This is a genomic window from Streptomyces sp. NPDC020299 (assembly GCF_044387825.1).
In the GTDB taxonomy this organism is placed as follows: Bacteria; Actinomycetota; Actinomycetes; order Streptomycetales; family Streptomycetaceae; genus Streptomyces.
This window is the reverse complement of record NZ_JBIRWL010000004.1, coordinates 248273-274082: the sequence shown is the minus strand read 5'-3', so window position 1 is coordinate 274082 and position 25810 is coordinate 248273. Positions and strand designations below refer to the sequence as shown.

General features: G+C 71.7%; 24 protein-coding genes. 17 read left to right on the top strand and 7 right to left on the bottom strand.

Features of this window, described 5'->3' with window-relative positions:
• Positions 1 to 346 precede the first annotated feature (346 nt).
• Entirely contained in the window at positions 347 to 628 is a 282-nt protein-coding gene (locus tag ACH45E_RS12610) for an Lrp/AsnC ligand binding domain-containing protein (protein ID WP_361437510.1), read from the bottom strand.
• Positions 625 to 1380, bottom strand: coding sequence for a rhomboid family intramembrane serine protease (locus tag ACH45E_RS12605; RefSeq protein WP_361437508.1), 756 nt, complete (start codon positions 1378 to 1380; stop codon positions 625 to 627). The genes ACH45E_RS12610 and ACH45E_RS12605 overlap by 4 nt, the downstream gene beginning before the upstream one ends.
• A gap of 155 nt (positions 1381 to 1535) precedes the next feature.
• On the opposite strand from ACH45E_RS12605, the gene ACH45E_RS12600 reads away from it, so the two are divergent.
• The 5 genes from ACH45E_RS12600 to ACH45E_RS12580 all read left to right on the top strand — a co-directional run bounded on the left by ACH45E_RS12600 (position 1536) and on the right by ACH45E_RS12580 (position 6836).
• Positions 1536 to 1775 carry a hypothetical protein gene (locus ACH45E_RS12600; RefSeq protein WP_361437506.1) on the top strand — a complete coding sequence of 80 codons (240 nt, stop codon included), beginning with the start codon at positions 1536 to 1538 and terminating at the stop codon, positions 1773 to 1775.
• A 34-nt stretch (positions 1776 to 1809) separates the two neighbouring features.
• The gene (locus ACH45E_RS12595; protein ID WP_361437503.1) at positions 1810 to 3153 is read left to right on the top strand and encodes an NYN domain-containing protein; all 1344 of its coding nucleotides are present in this window, start codon (positions 1810 to 1812) and stop codon (positions 3151 to 3153) included.
• Between the two features lie 213 nt (positions 3154 to 3366).
• On the top strand, positions 3367 to 4401 hold the full coding sequence (locus ACH45E_RS12590) for an NlpC/P60 family protein (RefSeq protein WP_361437500.1): 1035 nt from the start codon (positions 3367 to 3369) through the stop codon (positions 4399 to 4401).
• A 200-nt stretch (positions 4402 to 4601) separates the two neighbouring features.
• On the top strand, positions 4602 to 5615 hold the full coding sequence (locus tag ACH45E_RS12585; protein ID WP_361437497.1) for an NlpC/P60 family protein: 1014 nt from the start codon (positions 4602 to 4604) through the stop codon (positions 5613 to 5615).
• 30 nt (positions 5616 to 5645) lie between these two features.
• The gene (locus tag ACH45E_RS12580) at positions 5646 to 6836 is read left to right on the top strand and encodes a hypothetical protein (RefSeq protein ID WP_361437494.1); all 1191 of its coding nucleotides are present in this window, start codon (positions 5646 to 5648) and stop codon (positions 6834 to 6836) included.
• Here the strand turns inward: ACH45E_RS12580 and ACH45E_RS12575 are convergent.
• Positions 6824 to 8062, bottom strand: coding sequence for a glycosyltransferase 87 family protein (locus ACH45E_RS12575; RefSeq protein ID WP_361437492.1), 1239 nt, complete (start codon positions 8060 to 8062; stop codon positions 6824 to 6826). The two genes, ACH45E_RS12580 and ACH45E_RS12575, sit on opposite strands and share 13 nt — an antisense overlap.
• Positions 8063 to 8187: 125 nt before the next feature.
• Between ACH45E_RS12575 and ACH45E_RS12570 the strand changes: the two genes are divergently transcribed.
• Complete coding sequence (locus ACH45E_RS12570; protein ID WP_361437490.1) at positions 8188 to 9330, top strand: glycosyltransferase family 4 protein; 1143 nt, start codon at positions 8188 to 8190, stop codon at positions 9328 to 9330.
• A gap of 83 nt (positions 9331 to 9413) precedes the next feature.
• Positions 9414 to 11000 carry a GMC oxidoreductase gene (locus ACH45E_RS12565; RefSeq protein WP_361437488.1) on the top strand — a complete coding sequence of 529 codons (1587 nt, stop codon included), beginning with the start codon at positions 9414 to 9416 and terminating at the stop codon, positions 10998 to 11000.
• 26 nt (positions 11001 to 11026) lie between these two features.
• Here the strand turns inward: ACH45E_RS12565 and ACH45E_RS12560 are convergent, their stop codons facing one another.
• Positions 11027 to 12823, bottom strand: coding sequence for an AMP-dependent synthetase/ligase (locus ACH45E_RS12560; protein ID WP_361437486.1), 1797 nt, complete (start codon positions 12821 to 12823; stop codon positions 11027 to 11029).
• 297 nt (positions 12824 to 13120) lie between these two features.
• Here ACH45E_RS12560 and ACH45E_RS12555 point away from each other — a divergent pair, with 297 nt between their 5' ends.
• The 6 genes from ACH45E_RS12555 to ACH45E_RS12530 all read left to right on the top strand — a co-directional run bounded on the left by ACH45E_RS12555 (position 13121) and on the right by ACH45E_RS12530 (position 18131).
• On the top strand, positions 13121 to 13918 hold the full coding sequence (locus ACH45E_RS12555) for a metallophosphoesterase (RefSeq protein ID WP_361437484.1): 798 nt from the start codon (positions 13121 to 13123) through the stop codon (positions 13916 to 13918).
• Positions 13919 to 14060: 142 nt separating this feature from the next.
• Positions 14061 to 14504 carry an SRPBCC family protein gene (locus tag ACH45E_RS12550; RefSeq protein WP_361437482.1) on the top strand — a complete coding sequence of 148 codons (444 nt, stop codon included), beginning with the start codon at positions 14061 to 14063 and terminating at the stop codon, positions 14502 to 14504.
• Positions 14505 to 14547: 43 nt separating this feature from the next.
• Positions 14548 to 15717: an ArsA-related P-loop ATPase gene (locus ACH45E_RS12545; RefSeq protein WP_361437480.1), complete on the top strand. Its 1170-nt coding sequence runs from the start codon at positions 14548 to 14550 to the stop codon at positions 15715 to 15717.
• 67 nt (positions 15718 to 15784) lie between these two features.
• Positions 15785 to 16294, top strand: a complete 510-nt coding sequence (locus tag ACH45E_RS12540; RefSeq protein WP_361437478.1) for a DUF5304 domain-containing protein — start codon at positions 15785 to 15787, stop codon at positions 16292 to 16294.
• 64 nt (positions 16295 to 16358) lie between these two features.
• Entirely contained in the window at positions 16359 to 17312 is a 954-nt protein-coding gene (locus tag ACH45E_RS12535; protein WP_361437476.1) for an ROK family glucokinase, read from the top strand.
• Positions 17313 to 17384: 72 nt separating this feature from the next.
• Complete coding sequence (locus ACH45E_RS12530) at positions 17385 to 18131, top strand: endonuclease/exonuclease/phosphatase family protein (RefSeq protein ID WP_361437474.1); 747 nt, start codon at positions 17385 to 17387, stop codon at positions 18129 to 18131.
• Positions 18132 to 18215: 84 nt separating this feature from the next.
• On the opposite strand, the gene ACH45E_RS12525 is transcribed toward ACH45E_RS12530, so the two are convergent.
• Together ACH45E_RS12525 and ACH45E_RS12520 are read right to left on the bottom strand one after the other, a co-directional pair.
• Positions 18216 to 18851 (bottom strand): hypothetical protein, encoded by a 636-nt coding sequence (locus tag ACH45E_RS12525; RefSeq protein WP_361437472.1) that lies wholly within the window; start codon positions 18849 to 18851, stop codon positions 18216 to 18218.
• On the bottom strand, positions 18844 to 19623 hold the full coding sequence (locus ACH45E_RS12520) for an alpha/beta fold hydrolase (RefSeq protein WP_361437470.1): 780 nt from the start codon (positions 19621 to 19623) through the stop codon (positions 18844 to 18846). The genes ACH45E_RS12525 and ACH45E_RS12520 overlap by 8 nt, the downstream gene beginning before the upstream one ends.
• A gap of 190 nt (positions 19624 to 19813) precedes the next feature.
• Between ACH45E_RS12520 and ACH45E_RS12515 the strand changes: the two genes are divergently transcribed.
• The 4 genes from ACH45E_RS12515 (at position 19814) to ACH45E_RS12500 (ending at position 23673) form a co-directional block, all read left to right on the top strand.
• Complete coding sequence (locus ACH45E_RS12515; RefSeq protein WP_361438208.1) at positions 19814 to 20545, top strand: lysophospholipid acyltransferase family protein; 732 nt, start codon at positions 19814 to 19816, stop codon at positions 20543 to 20545.
• A 43-nt stretch (positions 20546 to 20588) separates the two neighbouring features.
• Complete coding sequence (gene macS, locus ACH45E_RS12510; RefSeq protein ID WP_361437468.1) at positions 20589 to 21860, top strand: MacS family sensor histidine kinase; 1272 nt, start codon at positions 20589 to 20591, stop codon at positions 21858 to 21860.
• Positions 21857 to 22534 carry a response regulator transcription factor gene (locus tag ACH45E_RS12505; RefSeq protein WP_361437466.1) on the top strand — a complete coding sequence of 226 codons (678 nt, stop codon included), beginning with the start codon at positions 21857 to 21859 and terminating at the stop codon, positions 22532 to 22534. Before macS ends, ACH45E_RS12505 begins: the two co-directional genes overlap by 4 nt.
• Positions 22535 to 22644: 110 nt before the next feature.
• Entirely contained in the window at positions 22645 to 23673 is a 1029-nt protein-coding gene (locus tag ACH45E_RS12500; RefSeq protein WP_361437464.1) for a 6-phosphofructokinase, read from the top strand.
• Between the two features lie 61 nt (positions 23674 to 23734).
• Here ACH45E_RS12500 and ACH45E_RS12495 read toward each other — a convergent pair whose 3' ends face one another.
• A complete protein-coding gene (locus ACH45E_RS12495; RefSeq protein WP_361437462.1) occupies positions 23735 to 25597 on the bottom strand; it encodes an anthranilate synthase family protein in 1863 nt (620 codons plus the stop codon).
• Positions 25598 to 25810 lie beyond the last annotated feature (213 nt).

Here is a 25810-nt window from a genome sequence, read left to right as displayed (position 1 = left end):
TCACCGCCGCCACCTCCGGACCCGCGGGCGAGCACGGCGGCCGGTCCCGGGGCCGCCGCCCCGCTCGTCGCGGGCGGCGTGGTCCGCACGGGCTGCTGCCCGCGCGGCTCCCGGTGGCGGGCAGTCCCCGCAGGCGGCCGAAGCGCGGTTCGCGGTCCGGCCGGCGACGGCACCAAGGCGTGGTCGTACGACCCGGCCCCGGGCGGCCTCCTCCGCATGGCGGCGTCCGGCGGCACCGCCATGCGCGCGGCGACGACGGCGTGCGGGCGTTCGGCCTGGACGGCCCCGCTCACCGGCGTCGACGGGGTACCGGCCCTTTCCCGCGACCTGATCCGCCGGGCAGGCCCTAGTTGTCCAGCCCGATCGCGAAGGCCGCCTCGAGGTCGTGCTGGGAGTAGGTGCGGAACGCCACGTGGGTGTCGGTGCCCTCGACGCCGGGGATCTTGCTGATCTTGCCGGGGATGACATCCGCCAGGTTCTCGTGCTGGCGTACGCGGACCATGGCGATCAGGTCGTAGGTGCCGGTGACGGAGAAGACCTCGCTGACGCTGTCCAGCGCGGCGATCTGCTCCGCGATCTCGGGGATCCGGTCCACGCTGGTCTTGATGAGCACGATCGCGGTGATCACGGCTGGTTCTCTCCCTCGGGGGCCGGAGCTGGGGCGGGCTCAACTTTAGGGCAGGCCCTCATGGCCCGCCCGAACAGCACCCACGCGAGGACGAAGCCCAGTCCGAAGCCCACCAGGTGGGCCAGGTACGCCACGCCCGGGCCCTGGACGGCCCGGCGTGCCGCCAGCCATTGCAGGGCCGCCCAGAAGGGCAGGACGACCCAGGCGGGGAAGCGCAGCGGGAGAAAGAACAGAAAGGGGAGGAGACTGGTGACGCGGGCACCGGGGAACAGGTAGAGGAACGCGCCGAGCACCGCCGAGATCGCCCCCGACGCCCCGACCAGGGACTGCTCGGAGGTGGCGTTGGCGGCGGCGTAGCCGAGCAGCGCCAGGTAGCCGCAGCCGAGATAGAAGAGGGTGAACCGCACGCGGCCCATCCGTTCCTCGGTCATCGCCCCGAAGACGTAGAGGAAGAGCATGTTGCCCAGCAGATGCACCCAGCTGCCGTGCACGAACAGTGCCGTGGCCGGGGTGAGGACCGCCCGGGCCGGGCCGTCGAAGAGCTCGGCGGGGATCACGCCCCAGTGCCGGAAGTAGGCCCGCTGGGCGGCGAGCAGTCCGTCGCCGGAGCCGTACTCCGGATTCAGCCCGGCCGCCGGCCCGACCAGGAAGAGCAGGCAGCACAGGACGATCAGGGCGTACGTCATCGGCGCCGGCGAGCGCCGGACCCGCTCCAGGGTCCCGCCGGCCGCCGCGCTCCAGTTGCTGATCATGGACACAGAGCATGACGTAACCGGACGCAAGCGAACAGACCGCCTCGCCGCCGTGGACGGACGGGCGGCGAGTACCCGCCAGGCCGTAGGGTTACGAGCCACACGCGTCGCCGAGAGGACGCGTCACGGACACTAGAAGGAAGCGAACAGTCACGATGCCGGTTCCCCTGCCGACCGACCAGACCCGGTGGCGCTGCACGCTCTGCGGCAACCTCACCCGCTTCGACGTGACCCGCTCGTCGAAGGTCGTCGAGTACATCCACCTCGACCTCGCCGGTGCGCCGAAGGTGGAGGAGCGCGAGGTGGTCAGTGAGACCATCGAGTCGGTGCGCTGCCGCTGGTGCAACGCGGTGGACCAGGTGGAACTCGTGGACAGGCCGGGCGCCGACTCCTGAACGGAGCGGTCGCGCATGTAGTGGGGTGTGACGGATGGTGGAGACCACAGGCGGGGGGCCGGGCGACGGCACCGCCGAGGTGCTTGACCGCCCGCTGCCCGACGGCGTGCGACGGCGGGTCGTGCAGATCGTCTCGGACGGCTTCGGCGGGCTGACGGTCGCCGAACTGCCCGCACAGCTCAGACAGTACGCCCGTTTCGCCCCCAATCGCCGCGCCAAGTTCGCCGGCAACGCGATGGCGGCGGCCCTGGAGACCGACCCGCTGTTCCGGCAGCGCATCGGGGAGAAGCTCAGAGAGGCCCAGCCGGAACTCGCCGGCGCCCTCGACTCAGGCTCCCCGCCCCCGGCCGCGGACCCGCTCGATGTGGCGGCCGCGGCCTATGTACTGCGCCCCGCCGGCTGGGTGAAGCTGGTGACCGCGGCCGGCGAGGAGGCCCAGCGGGCGGACGCCGAGCGCGCCGACGAGGAGAGCCGCGCCGAACTGGAGCGGCTGCGCGAGGAGCTCGACCGGGCCCGTGAGCAGACCCGGGCCGAGACCGAGCGGCTGCGCGTCGAGCTGGACACGGCCAAGAAGGAAGCCGAGTCGCTGCACCGCAAGCTCCGCGCCGCCCTCAGCGACGTCAAGCGCGGCGAGGCGGCACTGCGCAAGACGCAGAGCGAGATCGAGACCGTACGCGCCGAGGGGCACGCCCAGGTGTCCGCCGCGGAGAGCGAGACCCGGCGGCTCAAGGCCCGCCTGGGCGAGGCCGAGGCCGCGCTGGAGGTCACGCGCAGAGCAGCGCGCGAGGGGCGCAGTGTCGAGGACATGCGCGTCCGGCTGCTCCTTGACACCCTTCTGGACGCGACCCAGGGGCTGCGCCGGGAGCTGGCGTTGCCGCCCGTGTCGGTGCGGCCGGCGGAGACGGTGGACGCGGTCGAACCGGGACGAATGACCCCGAAGGACATCGCGGCGCGGGCGTTGTCCGAGAACGACCCGGCCATCCTCGACCAGCTTCTCGCCCTGCCCCAGGCGCACTTGGTGGTCGACGGCTACAACGTCACCAAGACCGGCTATCCGCAGATGCCGCTGGAGAAGCAGCGCCTGCGGCTGCTCGGCCAGCTCTCCCAGCTCGCCGCCCAGACCGGCGCCGAGGTCACCTGTGTCTTCGACGGGGCCGAACTGGCCGCGCCGGTGCTGCTCGCGCCGCCGCGCGGGGTGCGTGTGCTGTTCTCCAAGCCGGGCGTCACGGCCGACGAGCTCATCCGCCAGCTGGTGCGCGCGGAGCCGCCGGGCCGTCCGGTCATCGTCGCCTCGACCGATCGCGAGGTGGCCGACGGGGTCGCCAAGGCGGGCGCGCGTCCGGTGGCTTCTGCGGTGCTTCTCAAGCGCCTGTCCTGAAAACGGCAACGTAAAGGTTTAATGCCCGATTTGACGGAACCGTCACGCAACGTAGCGTCAACCCGGCTTCACTCCATGTGGGTTGAGTGCAAAGAATGCATTGTGTGACGAGGTTTTTTGGTGTGAGGATTTGATCTGATCACAAGAGGGTCACTAGGGTCTGGCCTCGAACCTCCGAGCGGGTGATCACTCACGAGAAGGAGTTCGCCTGTCGTGGCGTCCCATCGTCGACCCAAGCAGCCCAGTCGCACGCGTATCACCGTGCTGACCACCGCGGCGGCCGCCGCCGTCGCCTTCAGTGCGAACGCCGCCAACGCCGCGCCCAGCGAGAAGCTGAGCAAGAGCGAGGTCAAGGCGAAGGTCGACAAGCTCTACGAGGAAGCGGAGCAGGCCACCGAGAAGTACGACGGGGCCAAGGAGAAGCAGGAGAAGCTCCAGAAGGAGATCTCCACCATCCAGGACAACGTCGCCCGCGGCCAGGAGGACCTCAACAAGCTGCGCGACGGCCTGGGTTCGATGGCCACCGCCCAGTACCGCTCCGGCGGCATAGACCCCTCGCTCCAGCTGCTGCTGTCCTCCAACCCGGACGACTACCTCGACAAGGCCTCCACGCTCGACCAGTTGAGCGGCCAGCAGGTCGAGGCCCTGCAGAAGATCCAGGACAAACAGCGCGAACTCGCCCAGGAGCGCGCCGAGGCCAGCGGGAAGCTCAAGGACCTCTCCTTCACCCGCGCGGAGCTGGGCAAGAAGAAGAAGGAAACCCAGGAAAAGCTCTCCGAGGCGCAGAGGCTGCTCAACACCCTGACCGCCAAGGAGAAGGCGGCGCTCGCCGCGGAGCAGAACCGCGCCAGCCGCTCCTCCACCGAGCGCGTCAACCTCGGCGACGCCCCGACCGGCTCCGGTCGTGCCGCCGCGGCCTTCGCCGCCGCCCAGAGCAAGATCGGCTCGCCCTACTCCTGGGGCGCCACCGGCCCGTCCTCCTTCGACTGCTCGGGCCTGACCTCCTGGGCCTACGCCCAGGCCGGCGTCACCATCCCGCGCACCTCCGAGGCGCAGGCCAACGCCGGCACCCGGATCTACAATCAGGCGGACCTCAAGGTCGGCGACCTGATCATCTTCTTCGGCGACTTCCACCACGTCGGCCTGTACGCGGGCAACGGCCAGGTGCTGCACGCCCCGCACACGGGTGCCGTGGTGCGCTACGAGGCGATGAGCAACATGACGTTCGAGTTCGGCGTCCGTATCTGACCCTGCGGGTGCCGCCCGAACGGGCGATTCGCGACAACCGAAAACTGACTCCACGCCCCGCCGGTGACCTGCGTCAGCGGCGGGGTTTCGCGTTGCGGAGCCGTGAGCGGCCGGTTACGGCTTTGGACGGTGCGTGTTCGCGCGGCTACTGTCTGGCGAGCTTTTCCAGACATCCGCCAGCGGAAGGAGTGCGGCATCCCGTGGGGTCCCATCGCCGCCTTGCACCGTCCGGGTTCGACCGGAGCGCCGGCACCGCCCTCGGTGTGCTGTCCGTCGCGACCGCCGCGCTCGGCGCCGTCTCCGCGCACGCCACGCCGCACCCCGACACCGGTGCCGAGGTGGACCGGCTCTACCAGGAGGCAGAGCGGGCGACCCAGGCCTACGACAAGGCCGACGAGCGCGCCGACACGCTGCGCAAGGAGGTCGGCGAGGCCCGGGACCGGATCGCCCGGCAGCAGCAGCGCGTCAACGCCCTGCGGGAGACGCTCGGTTCGCTGGCCGGTGCCCAGTACCGCTCCGGCGGCCTCGACCCGGCCGTCGCCCTGCTGTTCTCCGACGACCCGGAGGACTACCTCGACAAGGCCGCCACACTCGACCGGATCGGCGCCCGCCAGGCCGGCCGGCTGAAGGAACTCCAGTCCGCGATGCGCGAACTCGCCCAGGAACGCACCGAGACCGCCGGGAAGCTCGCCGAGCTGGAGAAGAGCCGCACAGCGGTCGCCTCCCACAAGCGGACCGTGGAGAAGAAGCTCGCCAAGGCCCGGCAGCTGCTCAACTCGCTGCCGGCCGACCAGCGCACCGCCTACGAGCGGGCCTCCCGCTCCGCCCGCACCGGCATGCCCGACTTCTCCGGCGCCAGCGCCCCGAACGCCCGCGCCGCCGCGGCCCTCGCCGCCGCCCGCTCCGCCCTCGGCCGGCCCTACGTCTGGGGCGCCAACGGACCCTCCGGTTTCGACTGTTCGGGCCTGACGCAGTGGTCGTACGCGCAGGCGGGCGTCCAACTGCCGCGCACCTCGCAGGAGCAGCGGTACGCCGGCCGGCAGATCCCGCTCTCCCAGGCCCGGCCCGGTGACCTCGTCGTCTACCGGTCCGACGCCGGCCATGTCGCCATGTACGCGGGCAACGGCCAGGTGATCCACGCGCCCTATCCCGGCGCGCCGGTGCGCTACGACCCGGTCGGGATGATGCCGATCTCCTCGGTCACCCGGCCCTGACTTTTCCGCGCCGGGCCGTACGATCGGGAAATGGCTGGTCGCAGACGGGCGTGGCGTACCTCGGTGGCGGGGCTCTGTCTGCTGCTCGCCTCCCTGACCGGGTGCGGCGGGCCGTCCGCCACCGACTCGGCGAAGGCCGAGGTGCAGCGGGTGCTCGACCGCCGGGCGGCGGCCCTGCTGCACCACGACGAGGCGGCGTACGACAGGACCGGCGGCGCCGAGCAGTACGAGCGGCTGCGCGCGGTGCCGCTGGTGTCCTGGACCTACCGGGTGACCGGCCTGCACCGCGGCGGCGCCACCGCCACCGCCGATGCCGAACTGCGCTACCGGGTGCGCGGCTACGACAAGGCACCCGTCACCGCCGACCGCACCCTCACCCTCGGGCGCAGTGCCGACGGGCACTGGTACGTCACCGCCGACCGGCCCGCCAAGAAGGCCGGGCAGCAGCTGTGGGACCAGGGCAGGGTGACGGCCGCGCGGGGCGAGCACAGCCTGGTGCTCGGGGTGGGGCAGTCCGGTGACGAGCTGCGCGGCTTCGCCCGGCTCGCCGACCGCGCCGTCCCGGCGGTGTCGCAGGCGTGGGGCACCGACTGGACCCGGCGGGTCGTGGTGCTCGTACCGGACTCCCTGAAGGGCATGGCGGGGCTGCTCGGCTCGCCCGCCTCCTCCTACCGGGGCATCGCCGCGGTCACCACCGGCGAGGCGGGAGGCTCGAACCGGTCGCCGGCCGACCGGATCATCGTCAACCCGGACGCGTACGCCGTCCTCGGCGATGTCGGCAAACAGGTCGTGCTCACCCACGAGACCACCCACGTGGCCACCCGCGCCCACACCGACGCCGCCACCCCGCTGTGGCTCTCCGAGGGCTACGCCGACTGGATCGGCTACCTCGGCACGGGCCGAACGGCGCAGCAGGCCGCGCCGGAGCTGGCCCGTGCGGTCCAGGACGGCGAGATCCCCTCGCGGCTGCCGGTCGACAAGGACTTCGGCTTCAGCACGGACGCCGTCGACCTGGCCCGGGCCTACGAGGGCGGCTGGCTGGCCTGCCGGATGATCGCCGACCACTGGGGCGAGGTCCGGCTCGGCGAGTTCTACCGGGCCGTCGGCGCCCACCGGAAGCGGGCCGGAGCGGTCGAGGACGCCCTGAAGAAGGTGCTCGGGACGACACCGCAGACGTTCACCGCGAAGTGGCAGGACTACCTGCGCGCTCAGCTCGGCTGAGTCTGGGTCTGAGTCGAGGGCGTGTTCTGGGCCGGCAGCGCCGGCAGCGGGACCGGGGTGACGGTGGAGCGCCACAGGCGGCGGGCCGCGCTGACCGAGGCGGCGACCAGCAGACCGTTGCGCAGGAACAGCAGGGCCGTGCCGTACCAGTCGCTGGCGACGACGTGCGTGAAGCCGGTCGGGAACTCCAGGACCGTGACGAAGGTCGCCGCGAGCACCAGCAGGGCGGGCAGGCCCATCCGGCCGGCCCTGAAGCACAGGCAGACCGCGGCCAGGCCGACCAGCCACACCAGGTACTGCGGGCTGATCACCCGGCTCGTCACGGTGAACATCAGCACCGCGGTGAAGGCGGCGTCCGCGAGCGTGTGGGTCCTGAACCGGTCCGCGTTCATCCGCCACAGCAGCAGCCAGCCGAAGCAGACCCCGGTGAGCGTCAGCGCGACGGTGCTCACCGCGCCCACGTACGGGCCGAGGAACTCGATCGAGCCGTAGTTCAGCAGCACCTCGCCCTGCCAGCCGAAGTGCCGCCACACGTGGAAGACCAGGGCGCCCAGCGACTCCACCTCGGTGCCCCGGTCCCGCTGGAAGGTGACGAAGGCGAAGGCACCGGGCATGGCGACCGAGAACAGCGCGGCCAGACCCGACGCGGCCACCGCCGCCGCGCCCCACGCCCGGCGCCGTACGGCCCCCACCAGCAGCAGCGCCGGCCACACCTTGAGCATCGCCCCGAAGCCCGCCAGCGCGCCCATCACCCTCGGGTGCCGGGCACCGGCGAGCAGCGCCGCCACCGCGACGGCGGTCACCATCACGTCGTAGCGGGAGTACACCGTCGGGCCGAGCAGCGGGACGCCCACCACCCACACCCAGGCGCCGCGCAGCGACCTGCCGGGGCGGCGGCCGGTGTACAGCAGCAGGCCCAGCACGGCCAGGTCGGCGAGGAAGGCCAGGACGAAGAAGGCGTGGGTGTAGCTGAGGAAGGGCAGCGCGGCGGGGGAGAGGATGGCCAGCGCGGCGGCGGGCGGGTACTGCCAGGTCACGTCGTCCAGCGGGAAGGTGCCGGTGCTCAGCACGTCGTACCAGCCCTGGTAGGTCACGGACACGTCGGCCGTGACGTCCGCGCCCGGGAAGACGAGCACCCGGAAGGCGTAGAGCAGCACCAGCAGCCTGGTCGCGGCCCAGGTCACCGACAGCCCAGCCAGGGACCACCCCGCGCCCTTGCTCTCCACACCATCCCCTGCCGTTCGATTTTCCGTTTGAGGGGAACATGATGTCCTGCCCGGCTGTGAGCCTGCCACAGACTCGGCCACGCCCGGCCCGGCCCGGCACGGCCGGTTCGGTAGGGTCGGCGGCGATGGACAAGACCCTGATCGTCACCAACGACTTCCCGCCCCGGCCGGGCGGCATCCAGGCGTTCCTGCACAACATGGCACTGCGCCTGGACCCGGACCGGCTGGTCGTCTACGCCTCCACCTGGAAGCGGAGCCGGGAGGGGGTCGAGGCCACCGCCGCGTTCGACGCCGAGCAGCCCTTCACCGTCGTACGCGACCGCACGACCATGCTGCTGCCGACCCCGCAGGCCACCCGCCGGGCGGCCGGGCTGCTCCGGCAGCACGGGTGCGGCTCGGTGTGGTTCGGGGCGGCGGCCCCGCTCGGGCTGATGGCGCCGGCCCTCAGGAAGGCGGGCGCCCGGCGGATCGTGGCCACCACCCACGGTCACGAGGCCGGGTGGGCCCAGCTGCCCGCCGCGCGGCAGCTGCTGCGCCGGATCGGGGAGTCGACGGACACGATCACCTACCTCGGCGAGTACACGCGCTCGCGGATCGCCGGCGCGCTGACCCCCGAGGCGGCCGGGCGGATGGTGCAGCTGCCGCCCGGGGTCGACGAGAAGACCTTCCACCCGGAGTCGGGCGGCGCCGAGGTGCGGGCGCGGCTCGGGCTGACCGAACGGCCGGTCGTGGTGTGCGTGTCCCGGCTGGTCCCGCGCAAGGGGCAGGACACGCTGATCCGGGCCATGCCGCGGATCCTGGCGGCCGAGCCGGACGCCGTGCTGCTGATCGTCGGCGGCGGGCCGTACGGGAAGGACCTCCGCCGCCTCGCCCACGAGACCGGCGTCGCGGACTCCGTGCGCTTCACCGGCCCCGTGCCCTGGTCCGAGCTGCCCGCGCACTACGGCGCCGGGGACGTCTTCGCCATGCCCTGCCGGACCCGGCGGGGCGGCCTGGACGTCGAAGGGCTCGGCATCGTCTACCTGGAGGCCTCCGCCACCGGGCTGCCCGTCGTCGCCGGCGACTCCGGCGGCGCCCCCGACGCGGTCCTCGACGGCGAGACCGGCTGGGTCGTCCGCGGCGGCTTCCCGGACGAGGCCACCGAGCGGATCACCGCCCTCCTCGGCGACGCGGAACTGCGGCGACGGATGGGGGAGCGGGGACGGCAGTGGGTGGAGGAGAAGTGGCGCTGGGACCTTTTGGCCGAGAAGTTGAAAACGCTGCTCTAGCCGGAGCGCCATAATCCGCCGATGCTGCGCGCATGACAGCCAAACTGATGCAGCGTCAGCTGACGAGACGTCATATCCTTGGTATGGCCGCCCTGCAGACGGCGGCCACCCTCGGCTTCACCCGGGTAGGCCTGCAATCGGCCCATGCCGCTGAGCCCGACGCAGTCGAATCCGCCCCGGCCATCGTGATCGGCTCCGGCTACGGCGGCGCCGTCGCCGCCCTCCGCCTCGGCCAGGCCGGCATCCGTACCGTCGTCCTCGAAATGGGCCGGCTGTGGAACACCACCGGCTCCGACGGCAAGGTGTTCTGCTCCACCAACGCCCCGGACCAGCGGTCCATGTGGTTCCGCACCCGCACCGAGGCACCGCTGGCCACGTTCCTGTGGCTGGACCTCGTCAACAGGGACATCACCCCCTACCCCGGGGCCCTCGACCGCGTGCACTACGACGCCATGTCCGTCTTCCTCGGCCGGGGCGTCGGCGGCGGCTCCCTGGTCAACGGCGGGATGGCGGTCACCCCGCTCCAGTCCTACTTCACCGAGCAGTTCCCCACCGTGGACGCGAGCGAGATGTACGGCACGTACTTCCCGCGCGCCCGCGCCATGCTCGGCGTCAACAGCATCGACCCCGCGTGGTTCGAGTCGACCGAGTGGTACAAGTTCGCCCGTACCTCCCGCAAGGCCGCCGACGCCACCGGCCTGAAGACCACCTTCGTACCGAACGTCTACGACTTCGGCTACATGCAGCGCGAGGCGGCCGGCACCGCCACCAAGTCCGCGCTCGCCGGGGAGGTCATCTACGGCAACAACTACGGCAAGCGCAGCCTGGACAAGACCTACCTGGCCGCCGCGCTCGGCACCGGCAACGTCACCATCCACAGCCTGGAGAAGGTGAGGACCATCAGCCGGGCGAGCGACGGCGGTTACGTCCTGACCGCCGACCGCATCGACAACACCGGCGCGGTCGTCGAGACCAAGAGCTACGGCTGCACGTACCTCTTCCTCGGCGGCGGCAGCATCGGCACCACCGAACTCCTCGTCCGCGCCCGGGACTCCGGCACCCTGCCCGGCCTGGACGCGAGCGTCGGCGCCGGCTGGGGCACCAACGGCAACACCATGCTCGGCCGCGCCAACCACATCTGGGACACCGTCGGCGCCAACCAGGCCACCATGCCCGTGATGGGCATCGACGACTGGGCCAACGCCGACAACCCGGTCTTCGCCGAGATCGCCCCGCTGCCCATGGGCTTCGAGCACTGGGTCAGCCTGTATCTCGCGATCACCAAGAACCCCCAGCGGGCGAGATTCACGTACGACGCCTCGTCGGGGACGGTGAAGCTGGGCTGGACCGCGGCCCAGAGCGCGGTGTCGGTCGCCATGGCCAAGAAACTGTTCGACCGGATCAACGCGGCCAACGCCACCATCTACCGGTACGACCTGTTCGGCTCCAGCAGCAAGGTCTTCGCCGACGACTTCACCTACCACCCACTGGGCGGCTGCGTCCTCGGCAAGGCCACCGACAACTACGGCCGGGTCAAGGGGTATTCGAAGCTGTACATCACCGACGGCTCGCTCGTGCCCGGCTCGATCGGCGTCAACCCCTTCGTGACGATCACCGCGCTCGCCGAACGCACCATGGCGCGGGTCCTCGCCGAGGACACCGCGCCATGAACCGTCGAGCCACAGGCAGGAGGTGACTACTTCGCGTAGATAGCCTCGATCTCGCCCGCGAAGTCCTTCGCCACCACGCCCCGCTTGAGCTTCAGGGACGGCGTGAGATGGCCCGTCTCCTCCGTGAACTGGGAGGACAGAATGCGGAACTTCCGCACCGATTCCGCCTTCGACACCGCGGCGTTGCCGTCGTCGACCGCGTCCTGGACCGCCGCCAGCAGATCCGGGTCCTCGCGCAGCGACGCCGCGGTGGAGCCCGCCGGCTTGCCGTGCTCGGCGCACCAACGGCCCAGGAACTCCTCGTCGATGGTGACCAGCGCGCCCACGAACGGCCGCCCGTCGCCCACCACCATGCACTCCGCGACCAGCGCGTGCGCCCGGATGCGGTCCTCTATCACCGCCGGGGCGACGTTCTTGCCGCCCGCGGTGACGATGATCTCCTTCTTGCGGCCGGTGATCTTCAGATAGCCGTCCTCGTCGAGGGTGCCGATGTCACCGGTGTGGAACCAGCCGTCCGCCAGCGCCTCGGCGGTCGCGGCCTCGTTGTTCCAGTAGCCCTTGAACAGGTGCTCGCCGTGCAGCAGCACCTCGCCGTCGTCGGCGATGCGGACCACGGAGCCCGGCAGCGGCTGCCCGACCGTGCCGATCTTCTGCCGGTCCCAGGGGTTGAACGCGGTGGCCGCGCAGGACTCGGTCAGGCCGTAGCCCTCCAGGACCGTGAAGCCGATGCCGCGGAAGAAGTGGCCGAGCCGCTCGCCCAGCGGGGCGCCACCGGAGATGGCGTACTCGCCGCGCCCGCCGAGCACCGCGCGCAGCTTGCTGTAGACCAGCTTGTCGAAGACCTTGTGCTTGATCTTCAGACCGACGGACGGGCCGGACGGCGTGCCCAGGGCCTTGCTGTACGCGATGGCCGTGTCGGCGGCCTTGTCGAAGATCGCGCCCTTGCCGTCCGCCTGCGCCTTGGCCCGGGCGGTGTTGTACACCTTCTCGAACACGCGCGGCACGCCGAGGATCAGCGTCGGGCGGAACGCGGACAGTTCGTCGGTGAGGTTCTTGATGTCCGGGACGTTGCCCAGCTTGATCGGCGCCATCATCGGGGCGATCTGCACCAGGCGCCCGAAGACGTGCGCGAGCGGCAGGAACAGCAGGACGGAACACTCACCGGTGCGGAACAGCGGGCGCAGCCGCTCCACGACGTTGCCGCACTCGGCGAAGAAGCTGCGGTGGGTGAGGACACAGCCCTTGGGGCGGCCCGTCGTGCCCGAGGTGTAGACGATCGTCGCCGGGTCGTCGGCCTTCGCCAGCGAACTGCGCTCCTCGACGGTCGCGTCCGCGACGTCCTGCCCCAGCCGGCCCAGCTCCTCCACGCCTCCGGCGTCGATCTGCCAGACGTGCTTGAGCGCGGGCAGCGACTCGCGGACCGACTCCACGGCGGCGGCGTGGCCCGCCTGCTCCACGACGCAGGCGGTGGCGCCCGAGTCGGAGAGGATCCACTGCACCTGCTCCGGTGAGCTGGTCTCGTACACCGGCACGGTGATCGCGCCGGCGCTCCAGATCGCGAAGTCCAGCAGTGTCCACTCGTAGCGGGTCCGGGACATCAGGGCCACCCGGTCGCCCGGCTGGACGCCGGAGGCGATCAGGCCCTTGGCCGCGGCCTGCACCTCGGCCAGGAACACCGTGGCGGTCACGTCCTGCCACGCACCACCCACCTTGCGGGCGATTACGGCGACGTCGGGATGCTGCGCGGCGTTTCTGCGGACGATGTCGGTCAGGTTTCCGTCCGCAGGGACCTCGTACAAAGCCGGAAGGCTGAACTCGCGCAAGACTGCTGCTCCTCATAGGGCGCCGGCGCCACGACGTTGTGTGATGCGACGGTGCGGTCCAAGGCTCGGGCAAGTACTCGGGAATTCAGCTGTTGAAATCCTGAGCACGACTGGACTGCCCGGACGTTACCCGCCGGTATGGCTTCTTCGACAGGGGGCCCGGCGAGATGTTCGCTGCGTCACACGGGTTGGTGTTTCCTTGCCGCACAGTAGTCGACGCCTTTAATGACTAGCCAGTAACCGCAGGCCCGGACGGCACTGTTCACAAGTGCATCGCGCGACCTACCCTTGATCACCATGGCACCCACATCGGCCGGCAGGCCCAGGACCCGCGTCCACGTGGTCAGTGATGTGCACGGCAACGCCCGTGACCTGGCCAGAGCCGGCGAGGGAGCCGACGCGCTGATCTGTCTCGGCGACCTCGTCCTCTTCCTCGACTACGCCGACCACTCGCGCGGCATCTTCCCCGACCTGTTCGGCGAGGAGAACGCCGACCGCCTCGTCGAACTGCGCACCGCCCGCCGCTTCGAGGAGGCCCGCGAGCTCGGGGCCCGGCTGTGGGCGGGCATCGACGCCGACCGGGCCAGCGCCATCGAGAAGGCGGTGCGCAAGCAGTACGCCGAGATGTTCGCCGCGTTCCCGATACCGACGTACGCGACGTACGGCAATGTCGACATGCCGCCCTTGTGGCGGGAGTACGCCGGGCCCGGCACGACCGTCCTGGACGGCGAGCGGGTGGAGATCGGCGGCCGGGTCTTCGGCTTCGTCGGCGGCGGTCTGCGCACCCCGATGCGGACGCCGTACGAGATCAGCGACGAGCAGTACGCGGCGAAGATCGAGGCCGTCGGCGAGGTCGACGTGCTGTGCACACACATCCCGCCCGAGGTCCCGGAGCTGGTCTACGACACGGTCGCCCGCCGCTTCGAACGGGGCAGCCGCGCCCTGCTGGACGCGATCCGCCGCACCAGACCGCGCTACTCCCTCTTCGGTCACGTCCACCAGCCGCTGGTGAAGCGGATGCGGATCGGGGCGACCGAGTGCGTGAACGTGGGGCACTTCGCCGGCACCGGGAAGCCCTGGGCGCTGGAATGGTGAGGGACCGGGGGGTACTGGGTGAAGTCGGCTGGTGGCGGGCGCGGTAGCCTTCCGCTGCACACCCGTGCGCAGGCGCGCCCGCACGGCGGCCACGCACGACGACCACCCGAAAATCCGGCCCGCATCTGGAGGAGCCACGGCGATGGCGGAACACACCAGCTCGAGCATCACGATCGAGGCGGCACCGGCCGACGTCATGGGGGTGATCGCCGACTTCGCCCGCTACCCGGACTGGACCGGCGAGGTGAAGGAGGCGGAGGTCCTCAAGAGCGACGACCAGGGCCGCGCGGAGCAGGTCCGCCTCGTCATGGACGCGGGCGCCATCAAGGACGACCAGACCCTCGCCTACACCTGGACCGGCGAGAACGAGGTCTCCTGGACCCTGGTGAAGTCCCAGATGCTGCGCTCGCTGGACGGCTCGTACATCCTCAAGGCCGCCGGCGCCGGGACGACCGAGGTCACCTACCTGCTGACCGTGGACGTCAAGATCCCCATGCTCGGCATGATCAAGCGCAAGGCCGAGAAGGTCATCATCGACCGGGCGCTGGCGGGGCTGAAGAAGCGCGTGGAGTCGGGCGAGCAGTAACGCTGCCCGTAGCGTGTGCCGGGCAGCGGTAGCGTTCGGCATCATGCGTACCATCCTGATCACGGGCCCCGGCGGCTGCGGACGTACGACCGTCGCCGCGGCCACCGCGCTGCGAGCGGCGGGCGACGGCATCGACACCCTCGTGCTGAGCGCCGACCGCACGGACACCCTCGGCGCGGCGCTGGGCACGGCGACGGGACCGGTCCCGGTCCGGGCCGCTGACCGCCTCACCGCCTGGCGGCCGGACGCCACCGAGCGCTTCCGGGAGGACCTCACCGCCTTCCAGAGCCGCGCCGCGAACGTCCTCGACCTGCTCGGCGCCGCCCGGCTGGACGCCGAGGAGGTCACCCCGCTCCCCGGCGCCGAGGAGCTGTCCTTCCTGCGCGCCCTGCGGGACGCGGCCCTCTCCGAGCGGTACGACCTGCTCGTCGTCGACCTGCCGCCCGCCTCCCGGGCCCTCGCCCTGCTCTCCCTGCCGGAGGAACTGCGCCGCTACCTGCGCCGCCTCCTGCCGCCCGAGCGGCAGGCGGCCCGCGCCCTGCGCCCCGTCCTCGGACGGCTCGCCGGGGTCCCCATGCCCGCGGACTGGCTGTACGAGACGGCCGGCCGCTGGGACGTCGAACTCGCCGCCGTGGAATCCGTCCTCGCCGACCGCGACACCGCCGTCCACCTGGTCGCCGAACCGGGCCCGGCCGCCGCCGACGCCGTACGCGGCGCCCGCCTCGGACTCGCCCTGCGCGGTCTGCGCACCGAGGCGCTGATCGCCAACCGCGTCCTGCCCGAGACCGCCCACGACCCCTGGCTGGCCGGCCTCACCGCCCAGCAGGGCAAGACCCTCGCCGAGTGGCACGAGTCGTACGACGTGCACGCCGTCGCCCACCTCGGCCGTGACCCGCGCGGCGCCGACGACCTCGCCGCGCTCGCCGTGCCCGGCGTCAACCCGGCACCCGCGCCCGTCGAGTGGCCGGTCACCGACCGGATCACCGAGGACGGCGTCCTGGTCTGGCACATCCCGCTGCCCGGCGCCATACGGGACGAACTCGACCTCATCCGGCGCGGGGACGAACTCGTGATCACGGCCGGCCCGTTCCGCCGGATCGTCCCGCTGCCCTCCGCCCTGCGCCGCTGCACCGTCGCGGGGGCCGCCCTGCGCGAGGGCGAGCTGCGCATCAGGTTCGCGCCCGACCCGGGCCTGTGGCCGCGCGGGACCTGACGGACGATGAACCGGCGAGACCCCTTCGGGTAACGTCGTAGGGGCGAAACGTAGTCAGGAGACCGTCATGAGCGAAGAGCGCCCCACGCCCGACGACTCCGAACCGGAGGCGGCCGACCAGGTACGGGCGACCGACGCCGACGCCTGGGCCACGGCCTGCGCCGAGGACCTCGCGGCGGAGAAGGCCCGCCGCCGGGCCGAACACGGGCCGCCCCCCGGCTCGGCCGCGGAGGAACTGCGCAGGCTCGTCGACGCGGTCGCCGACAAGCTGTCCGGCATCCAGTCCCCGCTGCTCGGCGCGGTCGCCGGACCCGCCGCCCAGCAGGTGGTCCGGCAGGTCGTACAGCAGGCCAAGGCGGCCGTCGAGCCCGTCATGGAGCGCAACCCCGACGTCTTCGACCACCTGGCGGCGGCCGGGACCGAACTGCTGGCCGCCTACCGCTCGGCCGTCCAGGCCCAGGAACAGCGCTGGACGTCCCGTCCGGGAGGCCTCCAGGACGCCCCTAGGCCCGACTGGGACGATCGCGGCGACCGGGGTGAGGGCACCGGTCCAGGGGAGCGCATCGACTTGGACTGACGGCTGACGGCAGGGCCTCGGGTACGGTTGGCGGTAGCGGGGCTCGACCGAAACTGAGGGATTCATGGGACTCACCATCGGCGTCGACATCGGCGGCACGAAGATCGCGGCCGGCGTGGTCGACGAGGAAGGCAACATCCTCTCGACCTTCAAGGTGCCGACCCCGGGTACGCCCGAGGGCATCGTGGACGCCATCGCCTCGGCCGTGGAGGGCGCCCGCGCCGGGCACGAGATCGTCGGCGTGGGCATCGGTGCCGCCGGCTACGTCAACCGCCAGCGCTCCACGGTCTACTTCGCGCCCAACATCGACTGGCGCCAGGAACCGCTGAAGGAGAAGGTCGAGGCCCGCGTGGGCCTCCCGGTCGTCGTCGAGAACGACGCCAACGCCGCCGCGTGGGGCGAGTACAAGTTCGGCGCCGGCAAGGGCCACCGCAACGTCATCTGCATCACGCTCGGCACCGGCCTCGGCGGCGGCATCATCATCGGCAACAAGCTGCGCCGCGGCCACTTCGGCGTGGCCGCCGAGTTCGGCCACATCCGGATGGTCCCCGACGGCCTGCTGTGCGGCTGCGGCTCGCAGGGCTGCTGGGAGCAGTACGCCTCCGGACGCGCCCTCGTCAGATACGCCAAGCAGCGCGCCAACGCCACCCCCGAGCTCGCCGAGATCCTGCTCGCCCTCGGCGACGGCACCCCCGACGGCATCGAGGGCAAGCACATCTCCATGGCCGCCCGCCAGGGCGACCCGGTCGCCGTCGACTCCTACCGCGAGCTGGCCCGCTGGGCCGGCGCCGGCCTCGCCGACCTCGCCTCCCTCTTCGACCCCTCCGCCTTCATCGTCGGCGGCGGCCTCTCGGAGGAGGGCGAGCTGGTCCTCGACCCGATCCGCAAGTCCTACAAGCGCTGGCTGGTCGGCGGCAACTGGCGCCCGGTCGCCGACGTGATCGCCGCGCAGCTCGGCAACAAGGCGGGCCTCGTCGGCGCGGCGGACCTGGCCCGCGAGCCCGACCCGATCATGTAAAAGACGTATGACGCACAGGGGCGCGAGGTCACGGACCTCGCGCCCCTCTCCGTTGGGCGTACATTGATCGCCATGGAGCCGCTGCCGAACTCCCTGACCGAGCCGGACGGTTCAGCCGTCATCCGCGTCCTCAGCTACAACATCCGCTCCATGCGCGACGACACCGACGCCCTCGCCCGCGTCATCACCGCCTGCGCCCCCGACCTCGTCCTCGTCCAGGAAGCCCCCCGCTTCTTCCGCTGGCGCAAGAAGCTGGCCCGCCTGGCGGCCGCCTCCGGCCAGGTCGTCCTCACGGGCGGCGCGACGGCCGCGGGGCCGGCGGTCCTCTGCTCGCTGCGGGCCACCGTGGAGCGGACGGAAGACGTACTCCTCCCGCTCACCCCCGGACTGCACAGGCGCGGCTTCGCCACGGCGGTGGTCCGCTTCGGCGGCGCCCGCCTCGGCGTCCTGAGCTGTCACCTCAGCCTCCAGAAGGAGGAGCGGTACGAGCAGGGCGGCATGCTCCTCGACCGCCTGGCCGGCCTCGGCACCCCGCACGCCATCGCGGGCGGCGACCTCAACGAGCGCCCCGACGGCCCGGCCTTCCGGCGGCTCGCCGAGACCCTCCACGACTGCCGGGCCACCGCCCCCTGGGGCGGCGAACACACCTGGACCCGCGACGAACCCCACCGCCGCATCGACGCGATCTTCGCCACGAAGGGCATCGAGGTACTGGGCTGCGGGGTACCGCTGGGCCTTCCCGGAGTGACCGAGGCCGATCTCGCGAGGGCGACGGACCACCTGCCCGTGCTGGCGGCGCTTCGGGTGCCCGCGGCCTGAGCGCGAGCCTCTGCGTCGAGGGCGGCCACGGACCGTCTCCCGGTCCGTGGCCGCCCTCAGAATCCCGACCGTGTAAAGCGTCGCTCAGACAACCGCGCCCCGGCCCGGATCGTCGTCCTCGTCGTCGGGCCGCATCCGCACCACCAGCGCGGTGAAGCCGCCGAGGAAGCCGCCGATGCCGAGGGTCGCCAGCCACCAGGTCATGTCCCAGCCGAGCAGCACGGCCAGCAGGAGCAGGATCGGTCCGCCGACCACACCGAGCCAGGCGAACTTGGCGGTGGTGTCGGCGGCGGGCAGCGGCGGCGGCTCGGGCGGTACGAAGTGACCCTCGTCGTCCTCGTCGAAGTCGTCCTCGGACGCCTCGGGCGCCGTGTAGTCGCGTGGCCCGACCCCGGGTGCGAAGGAGACGGAGCTGCCCAGCGGCCCGGCGGGCGGCCGCCGCTGCTCCTCGCCGTCGTCCGTGTCCCTGTCCGTGCCCCTGTCCGTGTCCCTGTCCGTGTTCCTCTTGAGCTTCTTCTCGAGATCCTTCTCGACGCCCTTCTCGACGTCGTTCTCGGGCAGCGCGAGATCCTCCACCGGCCTGAACGGCCTGGTGCCCGGCGGGTCCGGCGGCTCCTCGCCGTACCCGGCGACGATCGCCGCCCAGGCGGCCGCCTCGTCGAAGGGCACACCCTTCTCGTCCGGCTCGCGGTCCTCGCGGTCGGACTCGTGCTCAGCCAACTGCGGCCGTCCCTTCCTTGCCGACACTGGGTGCGAGCCGGCCGATGAAGGCGAGGCTCTCCTCGAAGATCCGGTCCGCATCGTGGTCCAACGTCGCCACGTGGTAACTCTGTTCCAGCACGACCTCCGTTACGTCCGTGGATGACACCCGGCTCAGGATGCGGGCCGAATCGACCGCCGGCACCACATGGTCGTGCGCACTGCGCAGGAGCAGCAGCGGCTGGGTGACCTGCGGCAGCTCGCCGTCCACCAGCCGGAAGAAGTTCCGCAGGGAGTGCGCGGCGTGCAGCGGCACCCGGTCGTACCCCAGCTCCGCCGCGCCCCCTTTCGCGATGTCGCTCGCGATGCCCTTCGTCGTACGGACGAGATGCCGGGCCACCGGAAGCGCGTACGCGGACAGGCCGTGCACCTTGTTCGCCGGATTGACGACCACGACGCCCTCTACGAGCTCCCCGTGCTTCGCGGCGAGCCGCAGCGCGAGCGCCCCGCCCATCGACAGGCCCGCCACGAACACCCGCTCGCACCGCTCACGCAGCAGACGCAGCTCGTGGTCGACCTCCGCGTACCAGTCCTGCCAGCCGGTGACCTGCATGTCCTCCCAGCTCGTGCCGTGCCCGGGCAGCAGCGGCAGCGAGACGGTCAGACCGTGCGCCGCGTGCTGCTCCGCCCACGGGCGCAGCGACTGGGGTGAGCCGGTGAAGCCGTGGCAGAGGAGGACACCCACCGGACCGCCCTCATGGCGGTACGGCTCGGCTCCGGGGAGAACCGGCACGTCGGTCTCCTGTTCATGAGAAGGGACTTCCAGAGGAGGTGCTTCGAGAGAAGGGTGTGAACGACTCCAGGTGTTGCTTCACCGTACGCGACCGCACTGACACCGACCAGGGCCGTCGGCGCCTTTGACGGCGGAGCGGGTTAAGGTCTCATCGACGGAAACAGGAGGCACTCGGTTGTTGTACGGCACGATGAAGGTCGCCATCGGGGGACCGCTGAAGGTCGCCTTCAGGCCCTGGGTGGAAGGCCTCGAGAACGTTCCGGCCGCGGGTGCCGCCATTCTGGCGAGCAACCACCTGTCGTTCTCGGACTCGTTCTTCCTGCCCGCCATCCTCGACCGCAAGGTCACCTTCATCGCGAAGGCGGAGTACTTCACCACGCCCGGCGTGAAGGGCCGGCTCACCGCTGCCTTCTTCAAGGGTGTCGGCCAGCTCCCCGTCGACCGCTCCGGCGCGCGGGGCGCCGGCGAGGCGGCGATCAAGAGCGGGATAGAGGTCCTGGAACGCGGTGAGCTGTTCGGCATCTATCCCGAGGGCACCCGCTCGCCCGACGGCCGACTGTACCGGGGCAAGCCCGGCGGCCTCGCCCGCGTGGCCCTCGCCACCGGTGCGCCGGTCATCCCCGTCGCGATGATCGACACGGAGAAGATCCAGCCGCCCGGGAAGGTCATGCCGAAGCTGATGCGGCCCGGCATCCGCATCGGCAAGCCCCTGGACTTCAGCCGCTACCAGGGCATGGAGCACGACCGCTTCGTGCTGCGCGCGGTGACCGACGAGGTCATGTACGAGATCATGAAGCTCTCCGGCCAGGAGTACGTCGACATGTACGCCACCGCCGCCAAGCGTCAGATCGCGGACGCGGCGAAGGCGTCCAAGGAGGCGGAGAAGGCCGAGAAGGCGGAGAAGAAGAAGGCCGAGTCCTAGCCGGGGGAGCCGGGGCGTCGGGGGAGTCGGGGCGAGGGGGGACATGGCCAGGCGCGAGCGAGTCATGCGGATGTCGGTCGAGCTGCCGCTGTGGCGTGCGCTCACCGGCTACCGGGTGCTGACGATGCTGTACGCGATCGGTCTGTGCGCCACCGCGTACGACCAGTTCGTCCGCCCCTGGGTCGCGATCGCCTACTACGTCGTCCTGGTCGGGTGGACCCTGGCCACGCTGCCCCGGGTGGCGAACGCGGCGAGCTGCACCAAGCGCTTCCTCGCCGCCGACCTGACGATCGCGCTCACCGGCATCCTGCTCACCCCGCTCGCCGACGCCCACCACCGGATCGCCGAGGGCGGGCCGACGCTGCCGTCGATATGGACCGCCGGATCGGTGCTGGCCTTCGCGCTCAAGGGCGGCTGGCGCTGGGCGGCCCTGGCCTCCACGCTGGTCGCCGTCGCCAATCTGGTCGAGCGCGGCCGTCCCGCCCGCGACACCGTGCACAACGTGATCCTCGTGTGGGTCGCGGCCATCGCCATCGGCTACGTGGTCGAGGTGGCCCGCGCCTCCGAGCGCACCCTCGCCCGCGCCCTGGAGATCGAGGCCGCCACCAGGGAGCGGGAGCGGCTGGCCCGGGACATCCACGACAGCGTGCTCCAGGTACTGGCCATGGTGCAGCGGCGCGGCGCGGTCATCGGCGGCGAGGCGGCCGAGCTGGGCCGGATGGCGGGGGAGCAGGAGGTGGCGCTGCGCACGCTGGTCTCCGGCGGCCTGGTGCCCGTACCGCGTGCCTCCGAGGACCCGGCCGAGGGGGCGGTGGTACGGGCGGTGGACGAACCGGACGACACCGCCGGCCCCGGCGGCCCGGTCGACCTGCGCTCGCTGCTCGCCCCCTTCGCCGGCGCCCGGGTCAGCCTCGCCGAACCCGGCGCTCAGGTGCCGCTGCCGGCCGGCGCGGCACGGGAGCTGGCCGCGGCCGTCGGCGCCGCCCTGGACAACGTCCGGCGGCACGCGGGCGAGGACGCGCGGGCCTGGATCCTGGTCGAGGACGAACCGCACGAGGTCGTGGTGACCGTACGGGACGACGGTCCCGGCATCCCGGAGGGGCGGCTCGCCCAGGCCGAGGGCGAGGGGCGGCTCGGGGTGGCCCTGTCCATCCGGGGGCGGCTGCGCGACCTCGGCGGCAGCGCCGAGCTGCTGTCGACTCCGGGGCAGGGCACGGAAGTCGAACTGAAGGTACCGAAGGACCAGACGGACCGGGAGGGTCGGGAGGACCAGAAGGCCCCGAAGGTCTCCCGGGGGAAGGCGGACAAGCGATGACGGAGCAGCGGGACCCGATCAGGGTCATGGTGGTCGACGACCACCCGATGTGGCGTGATGCCGTCGCCCGGGACCTGGCCGAGTCCGGCCTCGATGTGGTCGCCACCGCCGGGGACGGCGAACAGGCGGTGCGCCGCGCCAAGGCCGCCGCGCCCGATGTCCTCGTCCTGGACCTCAACCTGCCCGCCAAGCCGGGCGTCCAGGTCTGCAAGGAACTGGTGGCCGCCAACCCGGCGCTGCGTGTGCTGGTGCTGTCGGCGAGCGGTGAGCACGCCGATGTCCTGGAGGCGGTGAAGTCCGGCGCGACCGGCTATCTGCTGAAGTCGGCGTCCACGGAGGAACTGCTGGACGCGGTGCGCCGAACGGCGGTCGGCGACCCGGTCTTCACCCCCGGCCTCGCCGGACTCGTCCTCGGCGAGTACCGCAGGCTCGCCTCCGAGCCCGCCCCCGCCCCGGACACCGACGAACCGAAGGCGCCCCGGCTCACCGAGCGCGAGACCGAGGTGCTGCGGCTGGTCGCCAAGGGCCTGAGCTACAAACAGATCGCCGAGCGCCTGGTCATCTCGCACCGCACCGTGCAGAACCACGTCCAGAACACCCTGGGCAAGCTCCAGTTGCACAACCGGGTCGAGCTCGTGCGGTACGCCATAGAGCGCGGGCTTGACGACGAGTAAAGCGAACGCCCGACAGTTCACCGGAATTGCCCTTCCCGCCTCTCCCTGTGTGACGCGCATCACGGCTACCGTGACTCTGCGTCAGGCAACCGCTGCGAAGGGACATTTCCATGCGGGTCGGAGTACTGACCGGAGGCGGCGACTGCCCCGGGCTCAACGCCGTCATCCGGGGCATCGTGCGCAAGGGCGTACAGGAGTACGGCTATGACTTCGTCGGCTTCCGGGACGGCTGGCGAGGGCCCCTGGAGGGCGACACCGTCCGCCTCGACATCCCCACCGTGCGGGGCATCCTGCCGCGCGGCGGCACGATCCTCGGCTCCTCGCGGACCAACCCCCTCAAGCAGGAGGACGGCGTCCGCCGGATCAAGGACAACCTCGCCAAGGAGGAGGTCGAGGCGCTGATCACGATCGGCGGCGAGGACACCCTCGGGGTGGCCGCGCGGCTGTCGGAGGAGTACGGCGTGCCGTGCGTGGGCGTGCCCAAGACCATCGACAACGACCTCTCCGCCACCGACTACACCTTCGGCTTCGACACCGCGGTCGGTATCGCCACCGAGGCCATCGACCGGCTGCACACCACCGCCGAGTCCCACATGCGCGTCCTGGTCTGCGAGGTGATGGGCCGTCACGCCGGCTGGATCGCCCTGCACTCCGGGCTCGCGGGCGGCGCCAACGTCATCCTCATCCCCGAGCAGCGCTTCGACCTCGACCAGGTCTGCGCCTGGATCACCTCCCGCTTCAAAGCCTCCTACGCCCCGATCGTCGTGATCGCGGAGGGCGCCATGCCGAAGGACGGCGACGTGGTCCTCAAGGACGGCTCGCTCGACTCCTTCGGACACGTCCGGCTGTCCGGGGTCGGCGAGTGGCTGGCCAAGGAGATCGAGAAGCGCACCGGCAAGGAGGCCCGCACGACCGTGCTGGGGCACATCCAGCGCGGCGGCACCCCCAGCGCCTTCGACCGCTGGCTCGCCACCCGCTTCGGCCTGCACGCCATCGACTGCGTCCGCGAGGGCGACTTCGGCAAGATGGTCGCCCTGCGCGGCACCGACATCGTCCGCGTCCCCATCGCCGAGGCCACGGCGAAGCTGAAGACGGTGGACCCGGCCCTGTACGCCGAGGTCGGCGTCTTCTTCGGCTGACATCTGACGGCTGACGGCCCGCTCAGGGCCCGGGAGCCATGAGGTTCCCGGGCCCGCCCGCTCAGCTCGTGCTGCTCGTCGTGCGGAGCCGGGCGATCAGCTCTCGTACGACCGCCGCCCCGTTCAGGGTCAGCACCGACTCCGGGTGGAACTGCACCCCGGCGAACCCGGGGCCCCGTACGGCGTGCACCTCGCCGTTCTCCGCCCGGCTCACCTCGACCCCGTGCGCGGCCAGCTCCCGGGCGGTCTCCTCGTCGCAGTGGGCGACGAAGCTGTTGTAGAAGCCGACGGTCTCCGGCCGCCCGAAGAGGTCGATCGTCGTCTGCGCCCCCTGGTACGGCACCTGCTTGCGCACGAGGCCAAGGCCCAGCTCGGCCGCGATCAGCTCGTGGCCGAGGCAGACCCCGAGCACACCGTGCCGGTGCTCCCGGATCACCTCGGCGGCAAGGGCGCGCAGGAGGCGCATCTTCGGGTCGGTCAGGTCCGAGGGGTCACCCGGACCCGGCCCGAGCACCACCGGCCCCTCGTGCGCGAGCACCGCCTCCCGCAGACCCGGCTCGTCGTACCGCCGGACGGTCACCTCGAGGCCGCCGGAGCGCAGCACGTGCGCCAGCATCGCCGTGAAGGTGTCCTCGCCGTCGATGACCAAGGCGTGCCCCGTCAGCTCCTGCGACGGCTCCTGCATCCGCAGCCAGAAAGGGGCCAGCGCGGTCCGGCGCCCGTCGAGCGCGGCCCGCACCCGGGGGTCGTCGGCGAGACGCGGGCGCGCGGACTGCGCGCGAGGCCTGGACGGACGTACGCCCAGCGCCGCCAGGACGCCCGCCGCCTTCGCGTGCGTCTCGGCGACCTCACCCGCCGGGTCCGAGCCGCGGACGAGCGTGGCGCCGACCGGAACGCGCAGCCGGCCGTCGCGGGAGATGTCCGCCGTGCGGATCAGGATCGGGGAGTCCAGGGTCTGGGCGCCCCCGGAGTCCCGGCCGAGGAGGGCCAGCGCGCCCGCGTAGTAACCGCGGCCCCCGACCTCGTGGCGCTCGATCACCCGGCACGCGTTCTGCACCGGCGACCCGGTGACCGTCGCCGCGAACATCGTCTCCTTCAGCACCTCCCGCACGTCCAGGGAGGACTTCCCACGCAGCTCGTACTCGGTGTGCGCGAGGTGCGCCATCTCTTTGAGCCGGGGACCGACCACGACCCCGCCCATGTCGCCGACGGTGCACATCATCTTGAGCTCCTCGTCGACGACCATCGACAGCTCCTCGATCTCCTTGCCGTCGGCGAGGAAGCCGAGCAGGTGCTCGGGCGTGGGCCCCTCGGCCGGATAGCGGTACGTCCCGCTGATCGGGTTCATCACCACCGTTCCGCCGGACATCCGCACATGCACCTCCGGGCTCGCGCCGACCAGCGTGCGGTCCCCGGTGTGCACGACGAAGGTCCAGTACGCGCCCCGCTCGCCCTCCAGCAGCCGCCGGAACAGCGCGAGGGCGTCGCCTCTGGAGAACCCCGGGATCTGACCCTCGTACGTCCGCCGGATCACGAAGTTGGCGCCCTCGCCCCGCCCGATCTCCTCGCGCAGCACCCGCCCGACGATCTCCGCGTACTCCTCGTCGGGCACGTCGAAGCCGCCGCCCTCGACGCGCACGTCGTGCGAGGGGAGCTGGTCCAGCGCGTCGGCGAGCGGGATCTCGTACCGCTCCTCGGGAACCAGCACCGTGAGCGGTGTGCCGTCGTCGCGGACGTCGAAGCCGCGCTCGCGGATCTGCCGGAACGGCACGAGCGCGAGGCCCTCACCGGGCAGGTCGGCGAGGCGCTCCCGGGAGGTGACCGGACCGAGCAGCACCTCCACCGTGTGCTCCTCGCGGCCCGGTGTGCGACGGCGGAGCAGTGCGAAGGGACGGGACTCGGACAGCAGGTCCTTCAGATGCATGGGTCATCCTTCTCGACAGAGAGGAACGACCCCGGGAAACACCGAAGGCCGCCCCTCGGGCGGCCTTCGCGAAGTCTTGCGTACGCGCAGTCAGTGGGCCGCCGGATGAGCGGTCCACCACCAGTTCTGGTGGGAGTTCTGGTTCGAGTGCGCGAGCATGCCGGAACCATACCGCACCACCCGGCCGTCCGTAGGGTGATCGCGCCGTCTCAC

Coding starts and splice junctions, on each gene's coding strand:
- ACH45E_RS12605 (WP_361437508.1), bottom strand. CDS start 1,380: ATGATCAGCAACTGGAGCGCGGCGGCCGGCGGGACCCTGGAGCGGGTC.
- ACH45E_RS12600 (WP_361437506.1), top strand. CDS start 1,536: ATGCCGGTTCCCCTGCCGACCGACCAGACCCGGTGGCGCTGCACGCTC.
- ACH45E_RS12595 (WP_361437503.1), top strand. CDS start 1,810: ATGGTGGAGACCACAGGCGGGGGGCCGGGCGACGGCACCGCCGAGGTG.
- ACH45E_RS12580 (WP_361437494.1), top strand. CDS start 5,646: ATGGCTGGTCGCAGACGGGCGTGGCGTACCTCGGTGGCGGGGCTCTGT.
- ACH45E_RS12570 (WP_361437490.1), top strand. CDS start 8,188: ATGGACAAGACCCTGATCGTCACCAACGACTTCCCGCCCCGGCCGGGC.
- ACH45E_RS12565 (WP_361437488.1), top strand. CDS start 9,414: ATGGCCGCCCTGCAGACGGCGGCCACCCTCGGCTTCACCCGGGTAGGC.
- ACH45E_RS12555 (WP_361437484.1), top strand. CDS start 13,121: ATGGCACCCACATCGGCCGGCAGGCCCAGGACCCGCGTCCACGTGGTC.
- ACH45E_RS12550 (WP_361437482.1), top strand. CDS start 14,061: ATGGCGGAACACACCAGCTCGAGCATCACGATCGAGGCGGCACCGGCC.
- ACH45E_RS12545 (WP_361437480.1), top strand. CDS start 14,548: ATGCGTACCATCCTGATCACGGGCCCCGGCGGCTGCGGACGTACGACC.
- ACH45E_RS12540 (WP_361437478.1), top strand. CDS start 15,785: ATGAGCGAAGAGCGCCCCACGCCCGACGACTCCGAACCGGAGGCGGCC.
- ACH45E_RS12535 (WP_361437476.1), top strand. CDS start 16,359: ATGGGACTCACCATCGGCGTCGACATCGGCGGCACGAAGATCGCGGCC.
- ACH45E_RS12530 (WP_361437474.1), top strand. CDS start 17,385: ATGGAGCCGCTGCCGAACTCCCTGACCGAGCCGGACGGTTCAGCCGTC.
- ACH45E_RS12515 (WP_361438208.1), top strand. CDS start 19,814: ATGAAGGTCGCCATCGGGGGACCGCTGAAGGTCGCCTTCAGGCCCTGG.
- macS (WP_361437468.1), top strand. CDS start 20,589: ATGGCCAGGCGCGAGCGAGTCATGCGGATGTCGGTCGAGCTGCCGCTG.
- ACH45E_RS12505 (WP_361437466.1), top strand. CDS start 21,857: ATGACGGAGCAGCGGGACCCGATCAGGGTCATGGTGGTCGACGACCAC.
- ACH45E_RS12500 (WP_361437464.1), top strand. CDS start 22,645: ATGCGGGTCGGAGTACTGACCGGAGGCGGCGACTGCCCCGGGCTCAAC.
- ACH45E_RS12495 (WP_361437462.1), bottom strand. CDS start 25,597: ATGCATCTGAAGGACCTGCTGTCCGAGTCCCGTCCCTTCGCACTGCTC.